Source organism: Pseudonocardia sp. P1 (assembly GCF_000178675.2).
GTDB lineage: Bacteria > Actinomycetota > Actinomycetes > Mycobacteriales > Pseudonocardiaceae > Pseudonocardia.
In genome coordinates this window covers 359,578-381,487 of the sequence record NZ_ADUJ02000002.1, presented here as the reverse complement: position 1 = coordinate 381,487, position 21,910 = coordinate 359,578, and the positions used below count along the sequence as shown (strand labels likewise).

Genomic DNA, 21,910 nt, shown 5'->3' with positions numbered 1-21,910 from the left:
CACTCGTCGCAGGTCAGTTGCGGGACGAGGTGTGCGACGACGGCCCCGATGAACGTTCAGTTTCGACCCATCAAGATCAACTAGGCCGCTGACGTGCCGATGTTCGTCGCTTACCCTGTCTGGCGTTCTTACTCAGGAGAGTGAAACCACCGCGGGGAGTGATCATCTGGCGGTCGCTGCGAGAGTGTTCGGCCGAACTGGGACCGTCCGCGAGACGGAGGGGGTGGACGCGGTGCGCAACTGGAACTGGTGACTTCGAGGGGCCATTAATCGGCAACAGGACAGAAAGCGGGAGGGCGTTATGCGCAACTGGAACTGGTGACATCGTGCCGGATTTCGAGAGCGTACGAGGGAGGTGGCTGTAGTGCGCAACTGGAACTGGTGAAATCCGATCGTTGAATTTATCAGACTGACGAGGGGGCTCCTGCGGTGCGTAACTGGAACTGGTGAGCTAAATCCGCTCTGAACCGCGACACAGGAAGGGCGTTGTGGTGCGCAAGTGGAACTGGTGACCATCAGGCGCCGGAACGATGCAGCGAAAATGGAGGAGCAGAGTCGTGCGCAACTGGAACTGGTGAAACATTCCCGATCTGCCATTGACGACGTCGAGAGGAGTTTTGTCATGCGCAACTGGAACTGGTGATCCTGACGCTCCACCAACAGGCGGCGACGAACAACGACCGAAGCGAGATGAGGAGTCCGATCGTGCCCAACTGGAATTAGTGACTGGGTAGGGCATGTCCGTGGTGACAGCGACGAAGCGGCCCGCCCTGCGGGGAGGGCGGTCGCTTCGACCCGCTCGCCAGAGGGTGAAGCACTCCGAACCCCGGCCGGGAGACCGGAGAGGGTGCCGGACAGCTTGCGCCCGGGGCTGGAGGTCGCATGGCTCGGAGCGCCCAGTGGGCCGATACCCAGTATTGGCGCATGCGGCGGGCCACGGCGGCCCGCAAGGTCACCTGAGGCGCCGCCCAAGCCATCACAACGCCGGACGAGACCACACCAGCGTCCGCGCTGCCGCTGTCAAGAGCAAGGCGAGCAGCAGCAGCAGGGTCGCCGCACCGACTGCGCCGACCGCAGCCGTGGAAGACCAGTGCTGGGCGGCGAGCCCAGCGCCGAGCAGGGCGACGCCCTGCGCCCCGACGAGACCGGACGCGGCCAGCCCGGTCGCGCGCCCCCGCGAACCGGGCGGGGTGTGCCGCACGAAGCTGGCCTGGGCCTGGATCAACGCGGCCGCGACGCATGCCCCGCTGGCTGCCCAAAGCACCACCGCAGCGGTGACGGTGACGGTGAAGGCACTGGCCAAGAGTGGGAGCCCGGCCAGGACCGCCAACGGCAACATCGCTCGCTCCCGCACCGGCTGGGACACCCACCGGGTACACACCACGGCGCCGACGACGCTGCCAGCCGGGATCGCGGCCATCAGCAGGCCGACGGAGAGCGGGCCACCACCGAGTTCGGCGGCGTAGGCCACTGCGATCCCCTCCGGTGCGATGTAGCAGCCGGCGAGCCAGACGAGCAGGGCCAGGGTCCGCAGCATCGGGTCGCCGAACACCGTCCGGACCCCGCCGGCGACCTCGGCCCACCACCGCGGCGATCCCGCCCCGGCCCGGGGCGTAGGGGCTGGTCGGACGCGAACCCCGAGGCGTAGGACGACTGCGGAGAACGCGAAGGTGGCGGCGTTGACCAGCAACGCTGTATGGGGATCGAGCACGAGTAGCACCGCGCCGCCGGAGGCGAAACCGGCGACCTGGGCGGTCTGGCTGGTGATCTGACGGACGGCGTAGCCCCGTTCGAGCATGTCCCCGTGCAGTACCTCGGGCAACAGTGCGCCCTGGGCGGCGGTGTGCGGGGCGCCGAGGAGCACGGTGGCCACGATGAGCGCGCACAACGCGGGTAGTGGCAGGCCCGGCCAGATCATCGGCACCGTGAGGCCGGCGCGGGCGATGTCGCTGGCGATCATGACCCGGCGCCGCGGGTACCTGTCGGCGATCCAGCCGAGCAGCGCCCCGCCGAGCAACGCCGGCAGGAATGTTAGCGCGTAGACCAGCGCCGAGAGGGCGGCCGAGTCGGTGCGGTCGTAGACCAAGACCGAGAAGGCGATCCGGGCCAACTGGTCGCCGAGGATCGAGAAGGCCTCAGCGGCCCACAGCGCCCGGAACTCCGAGTTCGCGAAGACGGTGCTGATCCGGGGTGAGTGGGCGGTGGACTCGTCGCGATCGGTGGGTTCCATAGTCAGGGCCGACCCGGACGCGCCGCGCGACCAGACCGACACCTAGCGTGCCCGTCACTGAGCCGCTGATCAAGAGCAGCGCCAGGACTCACGGTGGCTACCGGAACGCAGCCGGCCGGGTCTCGGGAGCTCAGCTGACGTCGATGATCTCGCCGTTGAACACCTGGCGATGGTTCTCTGTCCGCCAGGCGTCGCACTCGGTCTTGTCCTCGGCCGTCCCGATGAGCGCGATACAGTCAGAGCCGCCCCTTAGTGATCCACCCCGCTCTCGGTTCGCAATGATCCCGGACGATCCTGCACAGTGAGCCACGCTCTGCTCAGGGGAGGACGATGACTCGGCAGGTGACCTTCCAGCGAGTCGACGACGTCAGCGGCGGCCCCGCCACTGAGCGGATCCGCTTCGCCCTCGACGGCGAGGAGTGGTTCGTCGACCTCAACGCCACCAACGCCGAGCGGCTCCGGCAGGGACTGGCGCCGTTCATCGCCGCGGCCCGAGACGTCCTCGGCCCTCGCCGCCGTGCCGAGATGGCCGACACAGTCTCGGCGTGGGGCCGTGCACAGCAGCACGCCGACAGCCGTGCCCTCGCCCACCTTGATCGGATCGACGACGACCTCGCGTGCTCTAGCGACCGCCTCCACACCGGTCCGTCGTAGACCACGACCGGGGGTTACCCGTCTCGATCCCCGCGTTTCCACCGCCGGATGGCCTCCCGCATCCCAGCCGCTGGATCCGGGTTCCCGGAGCGATGCGGGCGCTCGCGCGCGGCGTTGGCCGCCCGACGTCGCCGCTCTTGCTGCAACCACTGCAGGTACGCGCGGCCCTCGTCGGTCACCCTGTGATCAGCGTCGACCAGCCCGTAACGGCGCAACCACCGCAGTGCCCTGCGCGACGCCGTCTCCGCCGTGATCGTGCCCGCGACCAGCCGGCAGAGCGTGACCTGCTGCAGAGGCGTCACATCCACAGCGACCATCCTTCCTTGCCACGCGCCGGCCGTCAGCCGACACTCACCCTGGGAGTCGGTCTCGGCGCCCGGGGCTGTCCCGTCGGTCAGGGCTCGACCTATGAATCAGCTCCCGGACGAAGCCTGAACGGTCAACGCGGCTCCGGTCGCGGCACCGGCTGAATCGTCATACCAGTGCTCGGAGTGACGGGTTCGCTCGTTGCCGTTGCCTGCGGGGGATCAATCGGTGCCTGTGTGGGCGGCTCGGTCGGTTCCGGGGCAGGCTCCCCCTCCGAAGGAGACCCTCCCCATGGCGGCGGAGCCGGGGTCCAGCCATCGCCGGTGGACGGTGGACGCGTCGGATCTGGTGCCGGCGCTGGGTGGGGAGCGTTGGGCGGCGGCGGTGCCACCGCGGTGCCGGTGCGTTGGCAGAGGTAGCGGTCGCTCATGCCGAGTTGGGTGCAAGACAGCACCACGCCGCCCTCACCCGCAACGTGGGACGGGCCCGTGGACGGATCGTAGCTCGGCGAGGGAAACGAGGTGGACGACGTTGCCCGGGGCGGCGGGCCCGCCGAGGCCTCCTGGCAGCCGGTGAGAACGGCTAGGGCGGCGACGGCGGCGAGTCCGATCATCCCGGCGCGGGACGCGCCAGAGCGTGTGCTGGGGTGCATAAGGGATCAGACGCGGACCTACCACGACGGGTTCGCGACCAAATGGCGCAATCAGGCCACGCGCCGCGCCCGGCAGCCCGGTCGAGGCCTAACGATCCGTGTGGCAGGCCGGGCCTGTCGTTCCACCGAACATTCCCACTCACCGGAGGTAGCGACTGGTCGCTCCGGCCCACGCCGGCTCAGGACCGGCGCCCGAGGCTTGGCAGACCTCCGCTTACTGACCACACACTGCATCCCGTGTGAGACAAGGCCGGTGCTGGGGCGCGCGTTGATCTGGGCTGGCGTAGCAGCGCAGCCGTCCTTGCCTGGGCACGTTCAGCCCCTGCTTGGGCTCGAGCCGCTCCCTCCCCGGGCGGCAGCTTCCGGCGAGCCGGTGGCATCCCACGAGCCGTCTTGATGAACAGCTCGGCGTTGGCGCGCGCCTGCCGGGCGCGGCGCTCAAGCCACACCCACTGAGATCCGCATCGATCTGTCGCATCGACGGCCTCAAGGGCCGCGAGAAGCTCCTCGACGTCTCGTGTCAGCCTCGCGACTTGACGCCGGCTGAGACGATTCTGCATCGGTCGCAGAGTGGCGATTGCCCCTTCGATGCGGTCTAGCGATCGTGCGCAGTCACGTCTGAGCGACGGGCCAGCGGCAGTCGGGCGTTCCGCCCCCCGAGCCGTAGCACGGCGCTGCTTACCCACGCTGGCTGTGTCGATCCGGCGTGTAGGCGCGTTACGGGCTGGCGTCGACGGTGGCGGTAGCCGACCTCTACGGTCGTCGTCGTGGATCTTCGGCGGCGCATCTGGGAACGTCACGGCGAGTTCCTGCTCTTTGCGGTGACGCCACCCCGGCGGTCTACCTCGCCGCAGCGGGCCCAGGAGATCGCCGACGCCACGGTGGCCCGGCTGCGCCCGCTGGGGCTGGATGGCCTCGTGCTCTACGACATCGACGACGAGAGCGACCGCAACGTCGAACAGCGGCCGTTTCCGTTCGTGTCGACGTTGGACCCGGCCGACTATCTCGCGCGGTACCTCACCGACTGGACTGCACCCGCCGTGATCTACCGGGTGGTGGGGAAGTATCCCGAGGCCGATCTGCGGCCGTGGCTCGACGCCCAGGATCCCGAGCGGGTGCTGTCGGTGTTCGTCGGTGCCTCCTCCCGGGACAAGGAGGTCGCGATGTCACTGAAGCAGGCCCACACGCTGCGGGCCCAGGCAAGCCCGGAGCTCGCGGTCGGTGGAGTCGCGATCCCGGAACGACACACCCGCAGCGGCGACGAGCACCTGCGGCTGCTCGCGAAACAGGACGCCAGCTGCTCATTCTTCGTCACCCAGGTCGTCTACGACGTGAACGCGGCGAAGAACGTCGTGTCGGACTACCGCCTCGAGTGCGACGCCCGCGGCGTGGACCCGGCGCCGATCGTGTTCACCTTCACCGTCGTGGGCTCGACGAAGACCCTGGAGTTCCTGAGCTGGCTCGGAGTCGAGGTGCCCCGCTGGATCCAGAACGATCTGCTGCACTCCGACGACGTCCTCACCACCTCCTACGAGCAGTCCCTGTCGTGTGCGCTCGACCTGATCGCCTTCTGCCGGCGGCTCGGTGTCCCGTTCGGGCTCAACATCGAGAGTGTGTCCAGCCGCCGCACCGAGATCGAGCAGGCCGTACAGCTCGCCGCGCGGCTGGGGCAGGAACTACACCGCCCGCACCGCTGACCCAGCAGTGCCGACGGCCGCATCGGGGGCGCCTGCGCCCGGGCGAACCGCTGGCGCGCCGCCGCTGTGGTCTCTACGGTTCCGTCGGTGTCGAAGAGCTTGTTGTTCGTCGTTCTGGGTGGCCATGGGCACGTGACGTCGACACCGCCGCTGGTCGGCGAGCTCGTGCATCGGGTCACCACGTGCAGTACGCCTGCGGCCCCGAGTTCGCCGGCGCGGTCGCCGTGGCCGGCGCCCAACGCCTACCGCTGAGGTGGGGGTGGGCGGTCGATCCGACGCACGAGCTGTTCTAGCTCTCTGAGGTGCGCGTCGACGTCGGTGTCTGGGCCCAGTACAACCCACGTCAGGATCTCGGGGTCGGATCGCCCGCTGGCGCGTAGGTGCCGGATGAACTGCAGCTCGTTCTGATGGACCAGCCGCCGAGAGCTGTCGAGGTACATGGCCCAGTGCTGGAGCACCTCGGGGGTGTCTGTGCTGCACGTCCGTTCTTGACGACTCCGGTGGAGGCCAGCACGCTGCTGACCAGCGGATCGAAGTGACGTGCTCGCGTCTCCCCGAGTACGTCACCGATCCACTGCCACACCTGCTCCGTTTCGAGGGGGCATGGCAGAACAGGACGGGCCCGAAGCCGTCGACGTCCAGAACTGCTGTCGGCGGGAGCCCGGCGAGGAACTCGACATGGCTGGGGGAGAGCTGACTGGCGGCCCAGGGGCTCACCTCGTCGGGAATGTCGATCGGATCGCCGCGGGCGAGGCTGACCAGCTCGCGATCGGCGTTGCCCTGGATCACGGTCACGTCGGCGCCGAGCGCCATGAGCTGGTCACACCATGTCCGGCGACCAGGAGGCCTCTGCTCCGACGGTGCGGTCCCGCGCCCTCGCGGCCGGGATCACCGAGGAGTGGCTCCAGATGCACTTCGACCGCGCAGCGGTCCTACTTGACGGAGTCCTGGTGACAGACCTGGACGTCCCGGCACCAGTGGGGACGTCCCGGGTCAACTTCAGTGGGCAGTGGCCCGCCCGGGCGCTGCTCCGAAACGGGTGGTGAAGCCCCGTTTCGTCGGGGTGAGCCGGTAGCGTGGGAGGTGCTCAGGAGGTGGGGCCGATGACCAGCCGCCCGGAGGGCGACCTGTCGATCGACCAGGTACGCGCACACCGCGACGCCATGATCGACGTCGGCCGAAGGTTGCCCGGCAGCCCGCTGGCCGCCACCGCGTCCCAGCTGCACACTGCGGAGCTGGCCGAGCCGCTCACCAAGGCTCCGATCATCGTCGACACCGATCTGGGCGGGGACGCCGACGACGCCCTGGCGCTGGTCGCGGCCGCCCGTCATCAGCCCGACCTCGCGTTGGTGCTCACCGCGGACGAGACCGGGCCCGAGCAGGGCTACGGACAGCGGGCACGGCTCGCACGCCACCTGCTCGACACCGTCGAGCGCCGCGACGTCACGGTCACCGCTGGCGCGACCGTGGGGCGCACCGACTACTTCTGCGTCGCAGACCTCATCCCCGCCACCGTCCCGGCGATGCGCGGTGGCCGCGACGCAGTCCTGGCCGCCGTGGCCGACGTCGCAGGGAAGTCCGAGGGCCTGATCTGCTGGGTCGGGATGGCGCCGTTGTCCAACCTGGCCGAGGTCTGTGACCACCTCCCGGAGATCGCATCCCGCCTGCAGGTGACCCAGATGGGCGGGGCCATCGACTACCGGCGCCCCGACCGCGCCGAACACAACATCCGCCTCGACGTCGACGCCGCACGCCGCGTCCTGGCCGCCGTCGCCGACGGTCGCCTGGCCAAGCCGCGGTTCGTCATCTCTGACGTCACCTTCACCGACCAGATCGCTGTCCACGCCGCGCACCCACTGCACCAACGACTGGCCGCCGACACCACCCAGCCCTGGGCCCGACTGCTGGCCGAGCACCTCGACCGCTGGTACTCAGCGCACCACACCTCGACGCTGCAGCACGACGCACTGACCCTCTCGGCCGCGCTGGGGCTGCCGTTCGTGCGCGCCGCCACGACCCGCGTCGCGATGGACGAGATCGGCCGCTGGACCCAGGATGAGACCGGGACCGCGCTGCGGCTGAGCCGCAGCGCCGACTACCCGGCCTTCATGGCCTGGCTGTCCGAGGCCCTCGACCCGGCCACCGTGCCGGCGGCCGCGGCGGCCACCGCCGCAGCGTCGTCCAGCGTGCGGCGGCCGGCCTGAGCACTCCACGCCCCGGCGCCCCTGGCGGCCCTGCGGATCTCGCCGCGATCCATGCCGCCTACGGTCTCCGCTCGACCGACGAGCAGGACGCTGTGGCCCGCGCTTACGAGGCCTTCCGGGCCCATCACGGGCGGTTCGTCGCGGCCGTCAGTGCCGACATGCTGCCCGACCTGCACCGCGACGTCGCCGAGCGCGATGCGCGGATCGTGTTCCTCGGCCGCGACGGACACTCCTACGCCGCCGCCGTCCGCGGATTGGACCCCGACTTCTACGAGCGGTACTGCACCGAGATCGTCCTGTCCCGCGCGGTGGTCGAGGCGGCCCTGGCCGACCTCGAGCACAACGCCGGGGCCCGGTTCGACGCCGTGGAGAGCTTCCGCGTACGCGACCGCGTCGACCCGACCGCGGCCGCCGGGGCATTCCAGGCACTGTCAGACTATCTCGACGACGCCGCCATCCCGACCACCGACGGTGCGATCACCCTGGTCGACAACTCCTTCAAGGGCACCATCCAGGAGCTCTACAGCGCCGCCTACCCCGGCGTCGAGGTCCACGGCCGCTACGCCATCCACGCCGCCCACCCCGACGACCCGCACCCGGGAACCAAGACCGGCTACGCCCTGCACCAGCCCGCCCGCGGCCGCTGGGGCGGCTACCCCCTCGCCGAGCTCCCCGACGAACCCGAGCTGACCCTCGGCGCCGCCGAGGCGGTCGCCGCGATCGAACACACCCTGCACGGACCCGACACCAGCCCCACCGAGCTGGCCGAGGACGGACCCGTCCAACAACCGCAGCGCTTCCAGACCGCAGCATTGCGCGGCTACAACCCGGCCCTGATCGAGCCCGCCTACCGCGAACCCCGCGTGCGGGAAGCGGTGAAGGTCACCGCCCTACTCGCCGTGCACGACACCGCCACACAGGCCCGACCACACTGGACCGGGGAGCAGTTCCACACCACCCAGCACGAACGCCACCAGGCCGTGAACGGGTTCGCCACCCACGTTCGCGCGTGGATCACCCAGGCCCCGGACCGCGACGCAGCGCTCACCGGCGTGCTCGACGCGTTCGTGCGGCGCAGCGACCGCGCGTTGCTGGCCGAGGCCTACGACCAGCTCGCCGGGGCCGGACTCGACCCCACCGAGCCCAGCCAACACTGGACAGCACTGGCCACCGCCACACCCCAGGACAAGCAGCAGATTCGCCGCGACCTCGCCAGCGGCTACTGCACCGCTATCACCACCCAGCAAGGCCCACGACGAGAAGCCGGCGACCTAGACGCGGCGATGGAGCGACTCCGCAACGCCGTCGAGACCTCACGCCGGAACCGGGCAACGAGCACCGACGAACCAGCACGCACATCGGTCCGCCACCACGACACCGCCCGCGGGTACGGAATAGACCCACAGTTGGATCAGCACCCACAGACGCGTCAACGAGGAGCCGATCAGCCCGACTACGACAGCAGGTACTGACCTCTGAGACGACGTTTGAGCGGAGCCAGCGGAGCTCACAGCGCAGGCCAGCACCCGGGGCACACGCGTGTGGCTGCGGTACGGCCTGACCGGTGCCGCCCTCACCGCGCGGCTCGACGAGGGCAAAGTCCTCAGCCGGATGCCCGGCGGGCTGCTCCGTGGGGTTACTGGACCTGGCCTCCATCCGGATCGGGTGTACGTGATCTCATCCGAGGTCACCAGCGAGGTCGAGCTCATCGCCCTCGCGGAGCTGTTCGACCCGATCACCGAACAGCTCGGGACGGTCAAGGCGCAGGTCCTGGAGGGATAGTGGCATGATCAATGAACAGCAGCTCGAAGCTGCCATCGACGAGCACTTCCACCACGCCGGGGACCGGCTGTTCAGGATGGAGTGCCTCCCCCGCTACATGGCGAGCGAGGGCGAGGAAAGCGACTTCCAGCGCTACCTGGCCGGGGCTGACGGACCCGACATGGAACGCAAGGAACAGTGGCTTGCCATCCTGCGGGGCGAGGAGTCCCGCGGGCTGATCTCCTATCGCGTGCGCGCGTTCTCCAACGCCATGACCGAGTACGAGCGGTACGAGGCCGACTGGTGCTACGCCCACAACGCCGCAGCCGGCGAGGACATCTCCGTGCTCCGTGACGGCGAGCACGACACCCCAGCGACCTTCATCCGCGAAGATTTCTGGCTGGTCAATGACGCGCTGCTGATCCCGATGCAGTACGACGAGCACGGCCGCTTTCTGAGCGCCGACATCGTCACCGCCCCCGACGTGATCGCGCCGTACATGCGGGCACGCGACGACGCCCACGCGACGGCGGAACCGTTTCGCGCGTGGTGGGACCGGCACCCCGAGTTGCACCAGCGCCAGAGGGCGGGCTGAGCTCAGTGCCCGATGCGCTGCGCGAGCAAGCTGGCCTCGGCCAGAACCAGGCACGCAAGGCAGCCCGGCGTCCAGCGTCGGGGACGGCCTGCACCAGGTAAACCCGGTGGCAGGCGTCACCGCGGCCGCCGGCAGTGGTGATGTCAGGGAGGATCCTGAACCATTCCGGGGCGTCGGTGCGCCTGCGCGTCGACACTGGTAGGCCGGTCGCGGCCGGTGTCCGCGTCGAGGTCGGACACAACGACGCTATAGATGGCGCGCGATGAGCACTCGGTGATTGCAATGAGAGGGGCATCAGGCGATATGACTATTCCAGAGGCCGTCGGTGTTCCGGTCATCCGTACTGCATTTTCCGCACCCGAGCGCTGGCATGATGTTGTGCGGAAGTTGAGTGAACCGGTGGGCGAGGAAGAATTTCTCGGGAATTTCAGTCCTCTTAGTGACGAAGGCTTCGATGGAGCATCGGTTGAAGATCTGGTGTCAGATCTCGGCGAGGACCGTAGGAGCTCCCTACGGATAATCATCGTGTTTGATTCCGAGACCGAGGACTCGCCCGACCTCCCACTGCTTGCCGTCGATCTCCGCAAACAAGGTGAACTGACGCGATTTCGAGTGACTCCTGAGGCGGTCCACCTTTTTGAGATGAATATCGCTATCTCGAACATGGACTTTGTGGAATATGCGCGGTGGGCGCAGCAGCACGGCGGGCTCCACTCAGGCTTCTAGTGATAAACGACTCTGAGATCTGAACCGTTCAACGGGTTAGACCATTCAGGTGGCCTGGCCTCGAGATCGGTCGGGCCTTCGACGTCGAGCTGCGCCCTGGCGGAGGTGGCGATGATCGCGGGCAGTCGAGACGGGTGACCAGGGTCAGGCCGCACCCGACAAGCCGGATAGCCACCGCTCGGGTGGGGCGGTCGGGCACAGGACCGCGGCCGCGAACTCACCCCCGCCGGTGGGGACAGGCGTAACGGGCGAGTCATCTCGCGCGAGCCCCGGCCGAGCCGCTGTGTGTCGACACGGAGGAGGCAGTGGTGGAGCGTCGTGAGATCAACCCGTGGCCGTGGTCGGTCGATATGGGCTTCCAGCAGGCCGTCGAAGTGACGGGATCGCAGCGGTCGTTGTACTGCTCTGGCCAGACCTCGGTCGACGCGAAGGGAGAGCCGGTCCACGAGGGCGACATGCTCGCCCAGGTCAACACAGCACTCGACAACCTGGAAGCCGTGCTCGGGCAGGCGGGCATGACGTTGTCGAACATCGTCCGACTGAACATGTACACCACCGACGTCGATGCGTTCCTGGGCACGCTGGAGTCCGTCGGACAGCGGCTTGGCGCGGCTGGCATCGCACAGTGCAGCACGTTGTTGGGCGTGCAGCGCCTGGCCTATCCCGAGCTGATGGTCGAGCTCGAAGCGACCGCCGTGGCCTGACCGCGGCACGATGAAGGCCCCCATGGACGACCCGAACGTCGGACGACGGGCCGGCCTCGGTTCGAGAAGCCCAGGAGCACCGCGAGGGAGTCGCACAGCATGCTCCCGGCCGCGTCGATCAGGCGTTCGCCAGGATCGGTCGACAACGCGCCTGCAGCTGCTCGACCATCGGTGTGGCCTCGGCGGCAAGTCGTGTGAACACACCGAGGTTCCCGCTCTGCAGGGCTGAGGCGACGTCGCTGTAGAAGCCGGCGGCGTACTCCATGTCGGCGATGACATGCTCGGACTTCGCCTGCTCGGCTGCGTGCTCGAAGGCGTCGCGGGCGCGGTCCGCAGCTTGGCGGTACGCCGAGGGCTGCGTCCCGGCGTTCACCTGCCGCGACATCGAGCCGAACTGCCGCAGCGCGGTATCGGCGGCCTGGCACGCCTCCCGATCCGCGGCCGCGGTCGACCGGACGTCGATCACGTTCGTGAGCATCAACGTCATCCCGGCCGCGACCAGCACCACGACCGTCAGCCCGGCCAGAACCCGGGGGAGCCAGAGTCGTCGGTGCCCCGCCTTGCGTTTGTTCATCGCCCTCTCGAATCTCCTCCCGGCAACCGCTCCATCGGGCCCCTGGCGGTCGGTGCACGGCGAAAGGCCCGGTCGGGGGCCCGGCGGAGGCCTCGTCAAGCCGGTGCAACCGACAAAGCCGGCTGACTACTCCTTGGTCATGGTGACGACGACGGTCGAGTCGGAGGACACCTCGGTGCCCGAGCTCGGTTCGATGGACACGACCGACCAGTTCGCCGGGTTGACGACGAACTTGTCGTTGTCGTCGCGGGAGGCCGGCTGCACATCGGTGAGGCCTGCGCGCTCGAGCGCGTCGAGCGCGATCGCCCCGTTCTGCCCCTCGGTGACGTCGGGGATGACGACCTGGGTCACCGGAGGGGTGGTCGAGGCGCCGGCCTGGGCCGGCGGCGGGCTGGTCACCGTGACGGTGGCGGGGGTGGTCGCGTCGCGGAACCCCTCCTCGGCCGAGGAGCAGCCGGTGAGGACGACCGTCAGGGCGGCGACGGAGACGAGGGCGACGGGGAGCGAGCGCATCGAGTACTTCCTTCAGGCTGGTGATCGAACAGGCGGATGGTCAGCTCGGCACGGTGGCCGGGCGACTGTGCCGAGACGAGGGTTGGAGGGCTCAGCAGCCCTGCGCGTTGGGGAACTGCAGGCAGAACTGGCCCAGTCCGTCGGTGGGGGGCGTCGAGGACTGCGACGACAGCGACGAGAGCCGGCCGAGGGGGCTCTCCTCCCAGGCGGTCTGAATCTGGTTGATCTTGACCGTGGCCCAGAGCACGACGATCAGGAACGTGAGCGAGGCGAGGCTGGCCAGGACGTAGGTGACCACGCGCAGCACGCGGAGCCCGCCGGGCTCCGGCGCGAGTGCGCCGGCGGCGGGATAGGTCGAGGTCGGTCGCTGGGCCGGTGGCTGCACGGGCATGTGGTGGGGCCGGGTCACTGCGGATCCCCTCAAGGCGAGAACGGGGGTGCGTTCGGGTTCGGATCTTCCGGACTCCTGATCGCCAACTCGCGCACCAACGTCACAAGATCAGGTGTGGGCTCATCAAAAGTGACGATCCGGACTTGATCTCCGACGCGGCGTGGAACCCACGCGGCAGCGACGCTGTCGGTGCTCCGTGCCAGGCTGCCGAGGTGAGCTGGACACAGCGGCAGTATCACGCGGTGACCTGCACGGACCACTGGTGCGATCCGAGCTGCGTCATCGCCGACCCCACCCACCCCGGAGGACGGCTCTGCCCGCGCGTCGCCGCCGGAATCAGCGACTCCCGGCCCACACTGGCGCCATGAGCGCGGAAGCCGACCAGCAGGTCGTCGCCCGCTCGTTGTGCGCGGGCCGACCGGTCCTGTCCCGCCTGCGCCGCCACGACCTGGCCGGCGACGTCACGTGGGTCCTACCGCCCGACCTCCTTCCCGACCTCGACGAGCTCGACGGTGTGCCGATCGTGCACGCCGACGTGCCTGGTCCGCTGCTCGCACACTGGGTCCGCCGCCAGGGCGACGCTCACTGAATCCGGGAGCACCTCGCCGCCTGGGCGGCCGTGGCTCAGCACCGTGGCGAGGCCGGTTCCGGCGTCCGTCTTGGCGGGGCCTGCGCACCTGACCGCGCCCTCGACGGGTTGCGTCCTCGCGGTTTCTGCAGTCGGTCATCGTCGGAACAGGTCGCCCTCGAGGTAGATGTTCCAGTCCGTGTCCTGCAGGCCGTGCCCGCCTGAGCGGAGGTGATAGCTCATCCCCGGGCCGCGGAACGCCCGGTCGGTGGTGGGAGGCCAGCTCTGCGTGGCCAGCCCGGTGTCGCTGAGGCCGTAGAGCTCATAGACCGGGGCGGCCCCCAGGTAGGACATGTGCTCGCCCTGCGGATCGGCGTTGCCGTCGTCGCTGGCACTGCCGATCACGACCCGCCCGGGTGCGATGAGCGCCAGCAGCTGGTGCTGGTCGACCGGCAGCGAGTCCGGATCATCGTTGTAGGCCTTGTAGGTCTCGGGGAACCAGTGCGGGAACTGCTCGTTGATCGCCGCCAGCGACTCCCCGGCGCCGTCACGGCGAGCAAGCTTCGCCCCCGTCGACCCGGAGTTGTTGGAGATCACCACCGGGAACCGGGTGTCCTGAGCACCGGCCCACAGTGCCGCCTTGCCGCCGCGGGAATGGCCGATCACCGCCACGCCTGCGGCCTCGATGCCGGGCACCGTCTCCAGGTAGTCCAGCGCGCGGCTGGCTCCCCAGGCCCACGCGCTGATCGTGCGCCCGGCATCCTCGGGCAGGTCAGTGCCCGCGGGGTAGAACGCGTTGATGACCCCGTCGCGGTAGCTGCCCGGATCGTCGGGGGCGACCTCGCCGGCATCGAGAGCGGCGAAGGCGTAGCCCGCATCCAGGATCGTCGACACCGGGGCATACCCCGACGACGAGCCGGCGTCGTCGCCGACGGAGCCGCGGTGGTCGATCAGCAGAAACGTGCCCTTCGGCGTGCCCTCGGGCAAAAACAGCCGCACGGTGAAACTCGCCGTGCCCTCCGGGCCGGTCACCGTGACCGTCGTCGTCCGGGCACGGCCTTCGCCGTTCTCGTCGAAGGCGATGTCCTCGGGCAGGGGCAGACTCGTGCCGTAGACGTTCTCCTCGAACGCGGCCACGAGCTCAGGGCGGCGCTGCTGCTCCCACTCCTGAACCGTGTCGACCGGGTCACCGCTGTCCAGCACCAACGGATCCGGCACATCGACCCCGTCGATTCGCGCATCGTCGGCCGGCGCGAGACGAGCCGGTGCCGGCGTCAGGGGCGCAGGCGGGGCCAGGACGCGGCTTGCAGCGGATCGGTCGACAGCATCGAGCCTGTCGTTCGGCATCAGGGCCGCAGCGAGTATCAGCACGGACACCGCGATGGCCACCGCGGCGCCCCTCCTCGAGAGGGCCCGTACGCCGTCCATGATCAGCCCTCCCGTGTCCACTACGTCGGAAGTCTAACCAGCTAAAGCTATTATTGTGGAGATCCGGCTGTATGGCCACTGTCGGAGGTCGGGCCGGAGAGCAGCCTCAGCTACGCCCGTCACGATGGACGACATCGGACACCGACGCCGGCACGACGCCGGAACCGCGATGCGACTGAGCCACAGCGCCGATCCCCGACGTCGTGGCCTGGCTCAGCGACGTCCAGGACGCGACTCGACACCCCACGGCGAGCGCCCGGACCTCGGACCAGCGCCTGGGGCAACCTGAACACCCTCCGTCCGGCGAGCTCGGCGGACCGCCCCGGGCGCGATCGTTGTTGCGTTCGACCTACACCGATCCGGCAAGCAGAGCGCGCTCGCCGACAACACGTGCGCGACGTGCGAGTTCGCTACGGGCCGTTCATCGCCACGAGCCAGAGGCCCCGGCGTGACCCCTGGGCTCCGTGCCGGACATCGGAGAGATTCCGTTAACGTCACCTCCCTCCGGAAGGGCGGATCGGCCCCCGGGTGGACCTGCGAGGGGGAGCACGGTGGCAGAGCGGGAGACCGGCACCGCGCCGCGTTCGTTGGCCGACAAGCTCAACCACCTCGTCGACACGGTCCACCCACCCGACCGAGGCCCCTACACCCTCGAAGAGATGGTCGCCGGGATCCACGCCCTCGGTGGATCGGTCTCGCGGGCCAACCTCAACGCCCTACGCCTGGGTCGCGGCACCAACCCCTCCAAGTCCACGATGGAAGACATCTGCCGCTTCTTCGGCGTCTCCGTCGCCTACCTCCACGACGACCCCCACAGCGAGATCACCCCCGACGAGCACGAGATGCTCCTGATCATCCGGCGCGCCGAGATCAGCGGGCTGATCCGGGCGATCGGGCAGCTCCGGCCAGAGACCCGCCGAGCCCTCGACCGCGTCGTCGCCGACCTCCACACCATGCACACCACCGAGCACACCGACCCGCCCCGCTGACACCACCGCCCATCCGGGCACCGGCAGTCGCCGCCCCCACCGTCACGCGACGGGCCACCGCGCGTCCTGGACGGTCACGCCAAATGGGAAACACCCCCGAACGCCGTTCCGACCAGGTCTACGAGACACCGCCGTGGAGATGGATCGAGGGGGCCGGGGCGGGCGTCACGGTGAGGTGCGATCAGCCGTTGCTGTCCCGGACGGTCCGCCGATGGGCGACATCGGCGTCGCGGGCACGCAGAAGCCACGGCCCCCAGTCCTCGGTCCGCAGCAGCGCCGCCCGCTCCACCTGCTCGCAATGGTGATCACCCACGGCGCAGTAGCCGCCAGGGGCTGCGCCCTTGCTGTCGATGGCGGAGTAGGCCTGCGGGACCCACCGCGTGTGCCAGTCCGCGACCTGAAACGCCGAGCCATGAGGCCCGTAGGCCTGCCGATGGGCGTGGTGCAACCACGACATCGTCTCGCGGCCCCAGGAATGCATCGGCCAGCACGGCGGGATCTCACGCGCGGTCGGCTCCAGAGTGGGGATCGCGACCGTCTCCACCCAGCGCGCGAGCTCATCCCAGGCAGTGACGGCCTCCTCAGCGGTCAGCAACGCCCACACCACCCCCGGAGTCGAATCCCCCTCCGAGCCGTCGGTGCTGTCGGCACCCGAACCGCCGCGACCCGTCCCCACCACGCCGGCGAGCTGATCGACTCGGGGGAGCAGTTCCGCCAGCGCGCCGGCCTGCTCCGCGCTGTACTCGTCCAGCTGCCCGGCCAACCGCTCCACACCGTCGAGGCGCGGACCCAGCCCCCGCACCACCGCATCGATCGCGGCGACGGTCTCGGCGAGCGCGTCCAACCTCGGCTCTGGGGCGGACGAACTGTCGCTCATGAGATCGGGGCCTTCGACATGGCCTCAGGCTGTCAGACCGAAGCGGTCCCGGACGCGACGCGCCCGCGTGTCGGTGGCCGTGCACCTCGCGGGGTGCAGCCAGCGCGGCGCATGCCGGACCTCACAGGTCCGCCGGGTAGCCCGAGACCCGACCGGCCACCCGACACACGCTCAATCGGTCCTCGGGCCGTGCCCGACCGGCGTCGCCGCAGCGACGCTTGACCCGGCCGCAACGGCACGGTGTCCGATCGGCGTCGAACCCTCGAGAGGAGCTCCCGTGCCCACCGACACCCGTCGCACTCCGCCGGGCCCCGGCCACGACCCGGTCACGGTGTCGCCGACACCGGTCGCCGAGCGGGCCCTGGCACCCGACCTGGCCCGCGGGATGATGCTGCTGCTCATCGCGCTCGCGCACGTGCCGTGGTTCCTGTGGACCTCCGAACTCGGTTCCACCCTGCTCCACCCCGCCGACGGCGGCCTGGTCGACCGCATCGCCCAGGCCGTGACGATAGTGGTCGTCGACGGCCGGGCCTGGACGATGTTCGGCTTCCTGTTCGCCTACGGCATCGGTCAGATGTATGCCCGCCGACGCGCAGGCGGCAGCTCCCGGCGCGACGTCCGCCGCCTGCTGCGCACCCGCCACTGGTGGCTGCTCGGATTCGGGCTGGTCCACGCCGCCCTGCTCTGGCAAGGCGACATCCTGGCCACCTACGGCCTGTTCGGCCTGGTGCTCGTGCCACTGTTCCTGCACCGCAGCGACCGCACCCTGAAGATCTGGATCGGTGTCCTGCTCGCACTCGGGGCCGTGGGCAACATCGCGGTCACCGCGGTGAGCCAACTGCTACCCGCCGCGACCGGCCTGATGGCCGTGCAGCAGCAGACGATCGCCGAACCGAGCTACCTCGCCTCGATCGCGCTGCGGCTGGCGACGTGGGCACCGAGCCCGATCTCGTCGCTGGTCGGACTCGTCATGCCCGCCGCGTTCCTGATCGGGATCCTCGCCGCCCGCCACCGGGTCCTCGACGAGCCCGCCCGGCACCTGCCCTCGTTGCGGCGCACCGCAGTACTCGGACTCGCACTGGGCTGGGGCGCCGGCACCGTGCAGGCGCTGATCCACCTCGGCGTGCTCGTCGTGCCCAACCCCTCGGCATTCGTGTCCCTGCACCTCTACACCGGGATCTTCGCCGGACTCGGCTACGCGGCGTTGTTCGGGCTCATCGCCCACCGTGCCCGCGGTGGCACACCGCCGTTGCCGATCCGCGCGCTGGTCGCCCTCGGCCGCCGGTCGCTGTCGGGATACCTGACCCAGTCTCTGGTGTTCGTCCCGCTGTTGTCGGGATGGGGGCTCGGGCTCGGCGCGCACCTGAGCAGCGCCACAGCGATGCTCGTCGGGATCGGGGTATGGCTGGGCACCGTCGTCATCGCCTACCGGCTCGACATCGCCGGCATCCGTGGACCGGCTGAGGTGCTCCTGCGCAGCCTGACCTACCGACCCGCGCGGAAACGGCCTCCACGACTCGAGCACGTCTGAGGCCCCACCCGTCGCCGACACCGATCGACCCTCACGGAGGTGCCCATCGGTCGACGGTCACGCCCACGGCCCTGCCACCCCGGACATCCACCAGCACTGCGCCACCCGGGTCTCCGCGCTCGATCGACACCACCCGCCCCGACCAGTCCGGTCGGGCCCGCTCGGGCCGGGCACGAGGTCACCGGCAGGACCCGACGCGGTCACAGCACGGATCACGCGACCGTCGACAGTGTGCTGCCGGCGTCCACGAGCGGCAGCGCCCCGCAGCCGTGGCGCACAGCCCGCTGTCACCTTTTCAGACCCATTCGCGCAAAATCCCTCGCTCGTACTGGGGGTTACACCTGAGACTGATGCTCTGGCCACTTGTCGCTGGGGAGCGGACGGGTGGCGACCATCGGGCCGGGGCCGTCATCGGGTAACGGCCCCGGCCCGAGCCCGGGCGCACGGATCGGTCGGTACCGCCGCTCAGCGGGTGACAGCGCCAACGGCACGCACCGCATCCCCCGGTGCGCTCACCTGTGTGGCCCCCGGGGGGGGCGACACCGGGGGATGCGGCGCCTGCCGAGCGAGCGCAGCATCCACACAACTGATGACTCCACGCGGCGGAATGCAACACCCCGTTTCGATGCAACGACGAAGCCGTCGTGACTACTCAGAACGGACCCCAGCACGGGGCCACGCAGCAGCCCTGGTGGGATGCACAGGCTCCCGCCCAGTACCCGAACCACATCCCGGCACAGCGCAGCGCCGGTTGGGACACCGGCACACCGCAGCCGCCGAAGAAGCCCCGCCGCTGGCTCAAGTGGATCGGCGGCATCGCCGCGGCGGTCCTGCTGCTCTCACTCGGTGCCGCCATGGGCAGCAACGGGCAGACCACCTCCACCACCGCGGCCAACGACGACGCCGCGCGGATCGCCTCGCTCGAGCAGCAGCTCTCCGACTCCCAGCGCACCAGCCAGGACCTGCAGGCACAGCTCGACAGCCAGACCGCCGCCCCGGTCGCACCGGCGGTACCGACGGCCCCGGCCGCGCCAGCCGCACCCGTGGCGCCGGTCGAGACCGGACCGGCAACCAGCGTCTCCGACGGCACCTACGAGGTCGGCGTCGACCTGGTGGCAGGCCGCTACAAGACCGCCGGCCCCGGCTCCACCGACATCCTCGACTCCTGCTACCTCGAGCGGAGCAAGGACGACTCCGGCGAGCTCGACTCGATCATCGCCAACGACAACCTGACCGGCCCGTCGTCGGTCACGGTCAAGGACGGCGAGTTCGTGACCTTCAACGGCGGATGCACCTGGGCCAAGCAGTAACCCCCAGCCCCCGGAGGACCCGCGTCCGGACCGGGGAGTAGTCACACCCGGGCATCGATCCGTGGCCCTGCCCGCTCCTGTGGCGCGGCGCCACGGCGGCCACCACGCCCGACCGAACAGCAGCCCTCGTGTCACGGATTCGGGCTCGTCTGCCGCGTCCCGACACCGACGACCCATCCGCGGACTCCGCACCGCGAGTCCGACAGCCCGAAGCGAACCAGCAGACGACGCAGGGAATCTGCCCGAAGGAGGATCCGATGCGCGCAGACGCAGCCGACCGGTCCATGACAAGCGAGAGCGACATGCCGGGCACCGTGGCCGGTACCGTGCGCGGGGACGGGAGCGGCGACAGGGACGTCGACGATCGCCGCGTTCGCGCGCTCGTCGCAGCCGACATGGCCTACACCAGGTCGGTCTCACCGGCCTACGACGACGTCGTCCGCGAGATCAGCTCCATGGTCGCCGGTACGGGCAGCGTCGGGAAGCTCGAGATAGCCGCTCTGATCGCCTGGAAGAGGCTGCGCGCCGACACGCCATGGATGGCAGAGCTGATGAGTCTGCCCGAGGCCCAGGTCAGGAGCGCGACCGCGCGAGCGGTGGCCGCCGCCAACGACCCCGCAAAGACCACCTCGGACGCCGCGGGCGACGCGCGTGCCGCATTGACGGGTCTGCCCGGATTCAACACCGGGGACGCGCTGGCCTCGACGGTCTGCTTCGTCGCCAACCCACAGCGACTGGCCGTCTACGACCGGCGCGCCCAAGATGCGCTACGACAGCTCGGATTCCAGCTCGACCACCGCCCGGGTCGCTACCGCCGCTACATGGCGATCGTCGAGGAGTGCCGCACCGCGCTGGGGAACGCCGGCCACCGCTGGACCGCGCGACGGGTCGACACGGCGCTGTTCCAGATGGGTGGTCCCACCCGCCCCGAGTAGCTCGACCACTCCGCGCCGCCCGCCCTCCGCCCTGACAGCGAGGTCGCGCCGAAGCCACGACCGGCCGTAGGGACCAGCGATCTCGGATCAGTGGGGGTCGCCGTAGAAGCGCACGCTGAACGTGGCCTCGAACGGAAGCCCGTCGCTCACCGGGCCCGGCCCGCGGTCCGGTCCACGGCGCTGCTTGTCCTGACGCTGCTGGCGTCATCGCCGCTTCTCCTCGCACCCCATGTCTAGCCTCTCCCGTACGTCGGGTCACCCGGGCGCTGCTGCAGTTCTCGCCCGGCCCCCGCGGTCTTGGCGAGCGTGCACCCGGACACTGACAGTTCCTACGATGCGGTGGCTCAGTGCTGTGCGATCGCGAACGCCACATGCGTTGACGCTGTCGTGTCAACGTCCGACGAAGTGCCAGCGGGTGACGGGTGGTGCGGGCCGGTCGAGGTCGCGCACGAGCTCGCCGTCGAGCGCGATCGCGTTCGCTTCGGCGTGCACGGCGATCCGCTCAGCGGACAGGCCGGCGGCGTGCATCCGGTCCCACAGGGTCGGGACCTCGCCCTCGGCCAGGTCCGAGTCGGTGGCCACGTCGCCCACAGGTAGGCACCTCGCTGGTCTGCGGCTGGTGGCGCGGTCGGGTGGGACCTATGCACATGGGCTGAGCGCGTTCGCGCGTGCCCGTCCTTGTCGTGTGGTGGGTGCGGGATCGGTGCCATCTAGTGCCTACGGCGCCATTCCGAGGCCGTCGGCGGAGTCGAGCTCGGCGCTCTATTTGCAGGCGGCCCGACGGGTGTTGAGGTGCTCGAGAGGAGCAGTTTCTACCGGGAGCGCTCCTGGTGGTGCTTCACCCTGATGACGACGATCGCGATGGCGCAGCCGCCTGCCATCACGAACGCGATGATCGACAGGCGCAGGAATAGGACGTGTCCTGCGGCAAACGCCAGGGCCGAGCCCATCCCGAGGGTGATCATCAAGGCGCACGTGTACCAGACGATCGAAGACTTCTTCCAGAACGACCCTGCTGCCATGTGGGTGAGTATGACAGGAGAACGGCCAGCATACCGTATGCCAGCCGTTAACCCGCTGTAGAACGACGGTCGAGTGACTGCGCTGACGCGGCACCCCCATCCAGTGGGCCTCGTTTGGAACGTCGACTGAAAGGGATCGTCGGTTCTCTAGTGGCCGTTGTTCGGTCCACCGAGTGCGAGGACGATGCAGAACCGGTGGCCGGCAGGGTCTGCGAAGACGAATAACGGTTCATGGGTGTCGTC

The 21,910-nt window shown here is 69.6% G+C and carries 22 protein-coding genes; 14 read left to right on the top strand and 8 right to left on the bottom strand.

The features are described 5' to 3' along the window. The first annotated feature begins 499 nt into the window (after positions 1-499). Positions 500-643 (top strand): hypothetical protein, encoded by a 144-nt coding sequence (locus tag PP1_RS31195; RefSeq protein ID WP_157179040.1) that lies wholly within the window; start codon positions 500-502, stop codon positions 641-643. A 333-nt stretch (positions 644-976) separates the two neighbouring features. On the opposite strand, the gene PP1_RS31190 is transcribed toward PP1_RS31195, so the two are convergent. Further along, the gene (locus PP1_RS31190; RefSeq protein ID WP_033200713.1) at positions 977-2,230 is read right to left on the bottom strand and encodes an MFS transporter; all 1,254 of its coding nucleotides are present in this window, start codon (positions 2,228-2,230) and stop codon (positions 977-979) included. 342 nt (positions 2,231-2,572) lie between these two features. On the opposite strand from PP1_RS31190, the gene PP1_RS31185 reads away from it, so the two are divergent. The 8 genes from PP1_RS31185 to PP1_RS31150 all read left to right on the top strand — a co-directional run bounded on the left by PP1_RS31185 (position 2,573) and on the right by PP1_RS31150 (position 11,529). After that, entirely contained in the window at positions 2,573-2,884 is a 312-nt protein-coding gene (locus PP1_RS31185) for an Lsr2 dimerization domain-containing protein (RefSeq protein WP_010243437.1), read from the top strand. Positions 2,885-4,609: 1,725 nt separating this feature from the next. Continuing rightward, positions 4,610-5,539 (top strand): methylenetetrahydrofolate reductase, encoded by a 930-nt coding sequence (locus PP1_RS31180; protein ID WP_029240112.1) that lies wholly within the window; start codon positions 4,610-4,612, stop codon positions 5,537-5,539. 827 nt (positions 5,540-6,366) lie between these two features. Beyond that, positions 6,367-6,585: a hypothetical protein gene (locus tag PP1_RS31175; RefSeq protein WP_010243429.1), complete on the top strand. Its 219-nt coding sequence runs from the start codon at positions 6,367-6,369 to the stop codon at positions 6,583-6,585. Between the two features lie 57 nt (positions 6,586-6,642). Further along, on the top strand, positions 6,643-7,743 hold the full coding sequence (locus PP1_RS31170) for a nucleoside hydrolase (RefSeq protein WP_010243427.1): 1,101 nt from the start codon (positions 6,643-6,645) through the stop codon (positions 7,741-7,743). A gap of 92 nt (positions 7,744-7,835) precedes the next feature. Beyond that, entirely contained in the window at positions 7,836-9,215 is a 1,380-nt protein-coding gene (locus tag PP1_RS31165; RefSeq protein WP_010243425.1) for a hypothetical protein, read from the top strand. 314 nt (positions 9,216-9,529) lie between these two features. Further along, the gene (locus PP1_RS31160) at positions 9,530-10,099 is read left to right on the top strand and encodes a DUF6879 family protein (protein WP_010243421.1); all 570 of its coding nucleotides are present in this window, start codon (positions 9,530-9,532) and stop codon (positions 10,097-10,099) included. Between the two features lie 252 nt (positions 10,100-10,351). After that, positions 10,352-10,825: a DUF6924 domain-containing protein gene (locus tag PP1_RS31155; RefSeq protein WP_139324226.1), complete on the top strand. Its 474-nt coding sequence runs from the start codon at positions 10,352-10,354 to the stop codon at positions 10,823-10,825. Between the two features lie 308 nt (positions 10,826-11,133). After that, positions 11,134-11,529 carry a RidA family protein gene (locus PP1_RS31150; RefSeq protein ID WP_029240111.1) on the top strand — a complete coding sequence of 132 codons (396 nt, stop codon included), beginning with the start codon at positions 11,134-11,136 and terminating at the stop codon, positions 11,527-11,529. Positions 11,530-11,647: 118 nt separating this feature from the next. On the opposite strand, the gene PP1_RS31145 is transcribed toward PP1_RS31150, so the two are convergent. From PP1_RS31145 to PP1_RS31135, 3 genes are all read right to left on the bottom strand, one after another. Beyond that, positions 11,648-12,103 (bottom strand): hypothetical protein, encoded by a 456-nt coding sequence (locus PP1_RS31145; protein ID WP_010243415.1) that lies wholly within the window; start codon positions 12,101-12,103, stop codon positions 11,648-11,650. A gap of 126 nt (positions 12,104-12,229) precedes the next feature. Then, complete coding sequence (locus PP1_RS31140) at positions 12,230-12,616, bottom strand: PASTA domain-containing protein (protein ID WP_010243413.1); 387 nt, start codon at positions 12,614-12,616, stop codon at positions 12,230-12,232. 91 nt (positions 12,617-12,707) lie between these two features. Further along, positions 12,708-13,025: a hypothetical protein gene (locus tag PP1_RS31135; protein ID WP_010243411.1), complete on the bottom strand. Its 318-nt coding sequence runs from the start codon at positions 13,023-13,025 to the stop codon at positions 12,708-12,710. A gap of 346 nt (positions 13,026-13,371) precedes the next feature. On the opposite strand from PP1_RS31135, the gene PP1_RS31130 reads away from it, so the two are divergent. Further along, positions 13,372-13,596, top strand: a complete 225-nt coding sequence (locus PP1_RS31130; protein ID WP_010243409.1) for a hypothetical protein — start codon at positions 13,372-13,374, stop codon at positions 13,594-13,596. 135 nt (positions 13,597-13,731) lie between these two features. Here the strand turns inward: PP1_RS31130 and PP1_RS31125 are convergent, their stop codons facing one another. Next, positions 13,732-14,964 carry a glucuronyl esterase domain-containing protein gene (locus PP1_RS31125; RefSeq protein WP_139324227.1) on the bottom strand — a complete coding sequence of 411 codons (1,233 nt, stop codon included), beginning with the start codon at positions 14,962-14,964 and terminating at the stop codon, positions 13,732-13,734. Positions 14,965-15,554: 590 nt separating this feature from the next. On the opposite strand from PP1_RS31125, the gene PP1_RS31120 reads away from it, so the two are divergent. Continuing rightward, positions 15,555-15,992 carry a hypothetical protein gene (locus PP1_RS31120; RefSeq protein WP_010243405.1) on the top strand — a complete coding sequence of 146 codons (438 nt, stop codon included), beginning with the start codon at positions 15,555-15,557 and terminating at the stop codon, positions 15,990-15,992. A 181-nt stretch (positions 15,993-16,173) separates the two neighbouring features. Here the strand turns inward: PP1_RS31120 and PP1_RS31115 are convergent, their stop codons facing one another. Continuing rightward, entirely contained in the window at positions 16,174-16,869 is a 696-nt protein-coding gene (locus PP1_RS31115; protein ID WP_010243404.1) for a hypothetical protein, read from the bottom strand. A gap of 277 nt (positions 16,870-17,146) precedes the next feature. On the opposite strand from PP1_RS31115, the gene PP1_RS31110 reads away from it, so the two are divergent. The 3 genes from PP1_RS31110 to PP1_RS31100 all read left to right on the top strand — a co-directional run bounded on the left by PP1_RS31110 (position 17,147) and on the right by PP1_RS31100 (position 20,645). Further along, positions 17,147-18,400, top strand: coding sequence for a DUF418 domain-containing protein (locus PP1_RS31110; protein ID WP_010243402.1), 1,254 nt, complete (start codon positions 17,147-17,149; stop codon positions 18,398-18,400). 644 nt (positions 18,401-19,044) lie between these two features. Next, positions 19,045-19,710 carry a hypothetical protein gene (locus PP1_RS31105; RefSeq protein ID WP_010243400.1) on the top strand — a complete coding sequence of 222 codons (666 nt, stop codon included), beginning with the start codon at positions 19,045-19,047 and terminating at the stop codon, positions 19,708-19,710. 257 nt (positions 19,711-19,967) lie between these two features. Next, entirely contained in the window at positions 19,968-20,645 is a 678-nt protein-coding gene (locus tag PP1_RS31100; RefSeq protein WP_010243398.1) for a hypothetical protein, read from the top strand. Positions 20,646-21,035: 390 nt separating this feature from the next. Here PP1_RS31100 and PP1_RS31095 read toward each other — a convergent pair whose 3' ends face one another. Then, positions 21,036-21,236, bottom strand: a complete 201-nt coding sequence (locus tag PP1_RS31095; protein ID WP_010243396.1) for a hypothetical protein — start codon at positions 21,234-21,236, stop codon at positions 21,036-21,038. A 221-nt stretch (positions 21,237-21,457) separates the two neighbouring features. Further along, positions 21,458-21,667, bottom strand: a complete 210-nt coding sequence (locus PP1_RS31090) for a hypothetical protein (RefSeq protein WP_010243394.1) — start codon at positions 21,665-21,667, stop codon at positions 21,458-21,460. Positions 21,668-21,910: the final 243 nt, after the last annotated feature.

Coding starts and splice junctions, on each gene's coding strand:
- PP1_RS31190 (WP_033200713.1), bottom strand. CDS start 2,230: ATGGAACCCACCGATCGCGACGAGTCCACCGCCCACTCACCCCGGATC.
- PP1_RS31175 (WP_010243429.1), top strand. CDS start 6,367: ATGTCCGGCGACCAGGAGGCCTCTGCTCCGACGGTGCGGTCCCGCGCC.
- PP1_RS31170 (WP_010243427.1), top strand. CDS start 6,643: ATGACCAGCCGCCCGGAGGGCGACCTGTCGATCGACCAGGTACGCGCA.
- PP1_RS31160 (WP_010243421.1), top strand. CDS start 9,530: ATGATCAATGAACAGCAGCTCGAAGCTGCCATCGACGAGCACTTCCAC.
- PP1_RS31155 (WP_139324226.1), top strand. CDS start 10,352: ATGGCGCGCGATGAGCACTCGGTGATTGCAATGAGAGGGGCATCAGGC.
- PP1_RS31145 (WP_010243415.1), bottom strand. CDS start 12,103: ATGAACAAACGCAAGGCGGGGCACCGACGACTCTGGCTCCCCCGGGTT.
- PP1_RS31140 (WP_010243413.1), bottom strand. CDS start 12,616: ATGCGCTCGCTCCCCGTCGCCCTCGTCTCCGTCGCCGCCCTGACGGTC.
- PP1_RS31130 (WP_010243409.1), top strand. CDS start 13,372: ATGAGCGCGGAAGCCGACCAGCAGGTCGTCGCCCGCTCGTTGTGCGCG.
- PP1_RS31115 (WP_010243404.1), bottom strand. CDS start 16,869: ATGAGCGACAGTTCGTCCGCCCCAGAGCCGAGGTTGGACGCGCTCGCC.
- PP1_RS31100 (WP_010243398.1), top strand. CDS start 19,968: ATGCGCGCAGACGCAGCCGACCGGTCCATGACAAGCGAGAGCGACATG.
- PP1_RS31090 (WP_010243394.1), bottom strand. CDS start 21,667: ATGGCAGCAGGGTCGTTCTGGAAGAAGTCTTCGATCGTCTGGTACACG.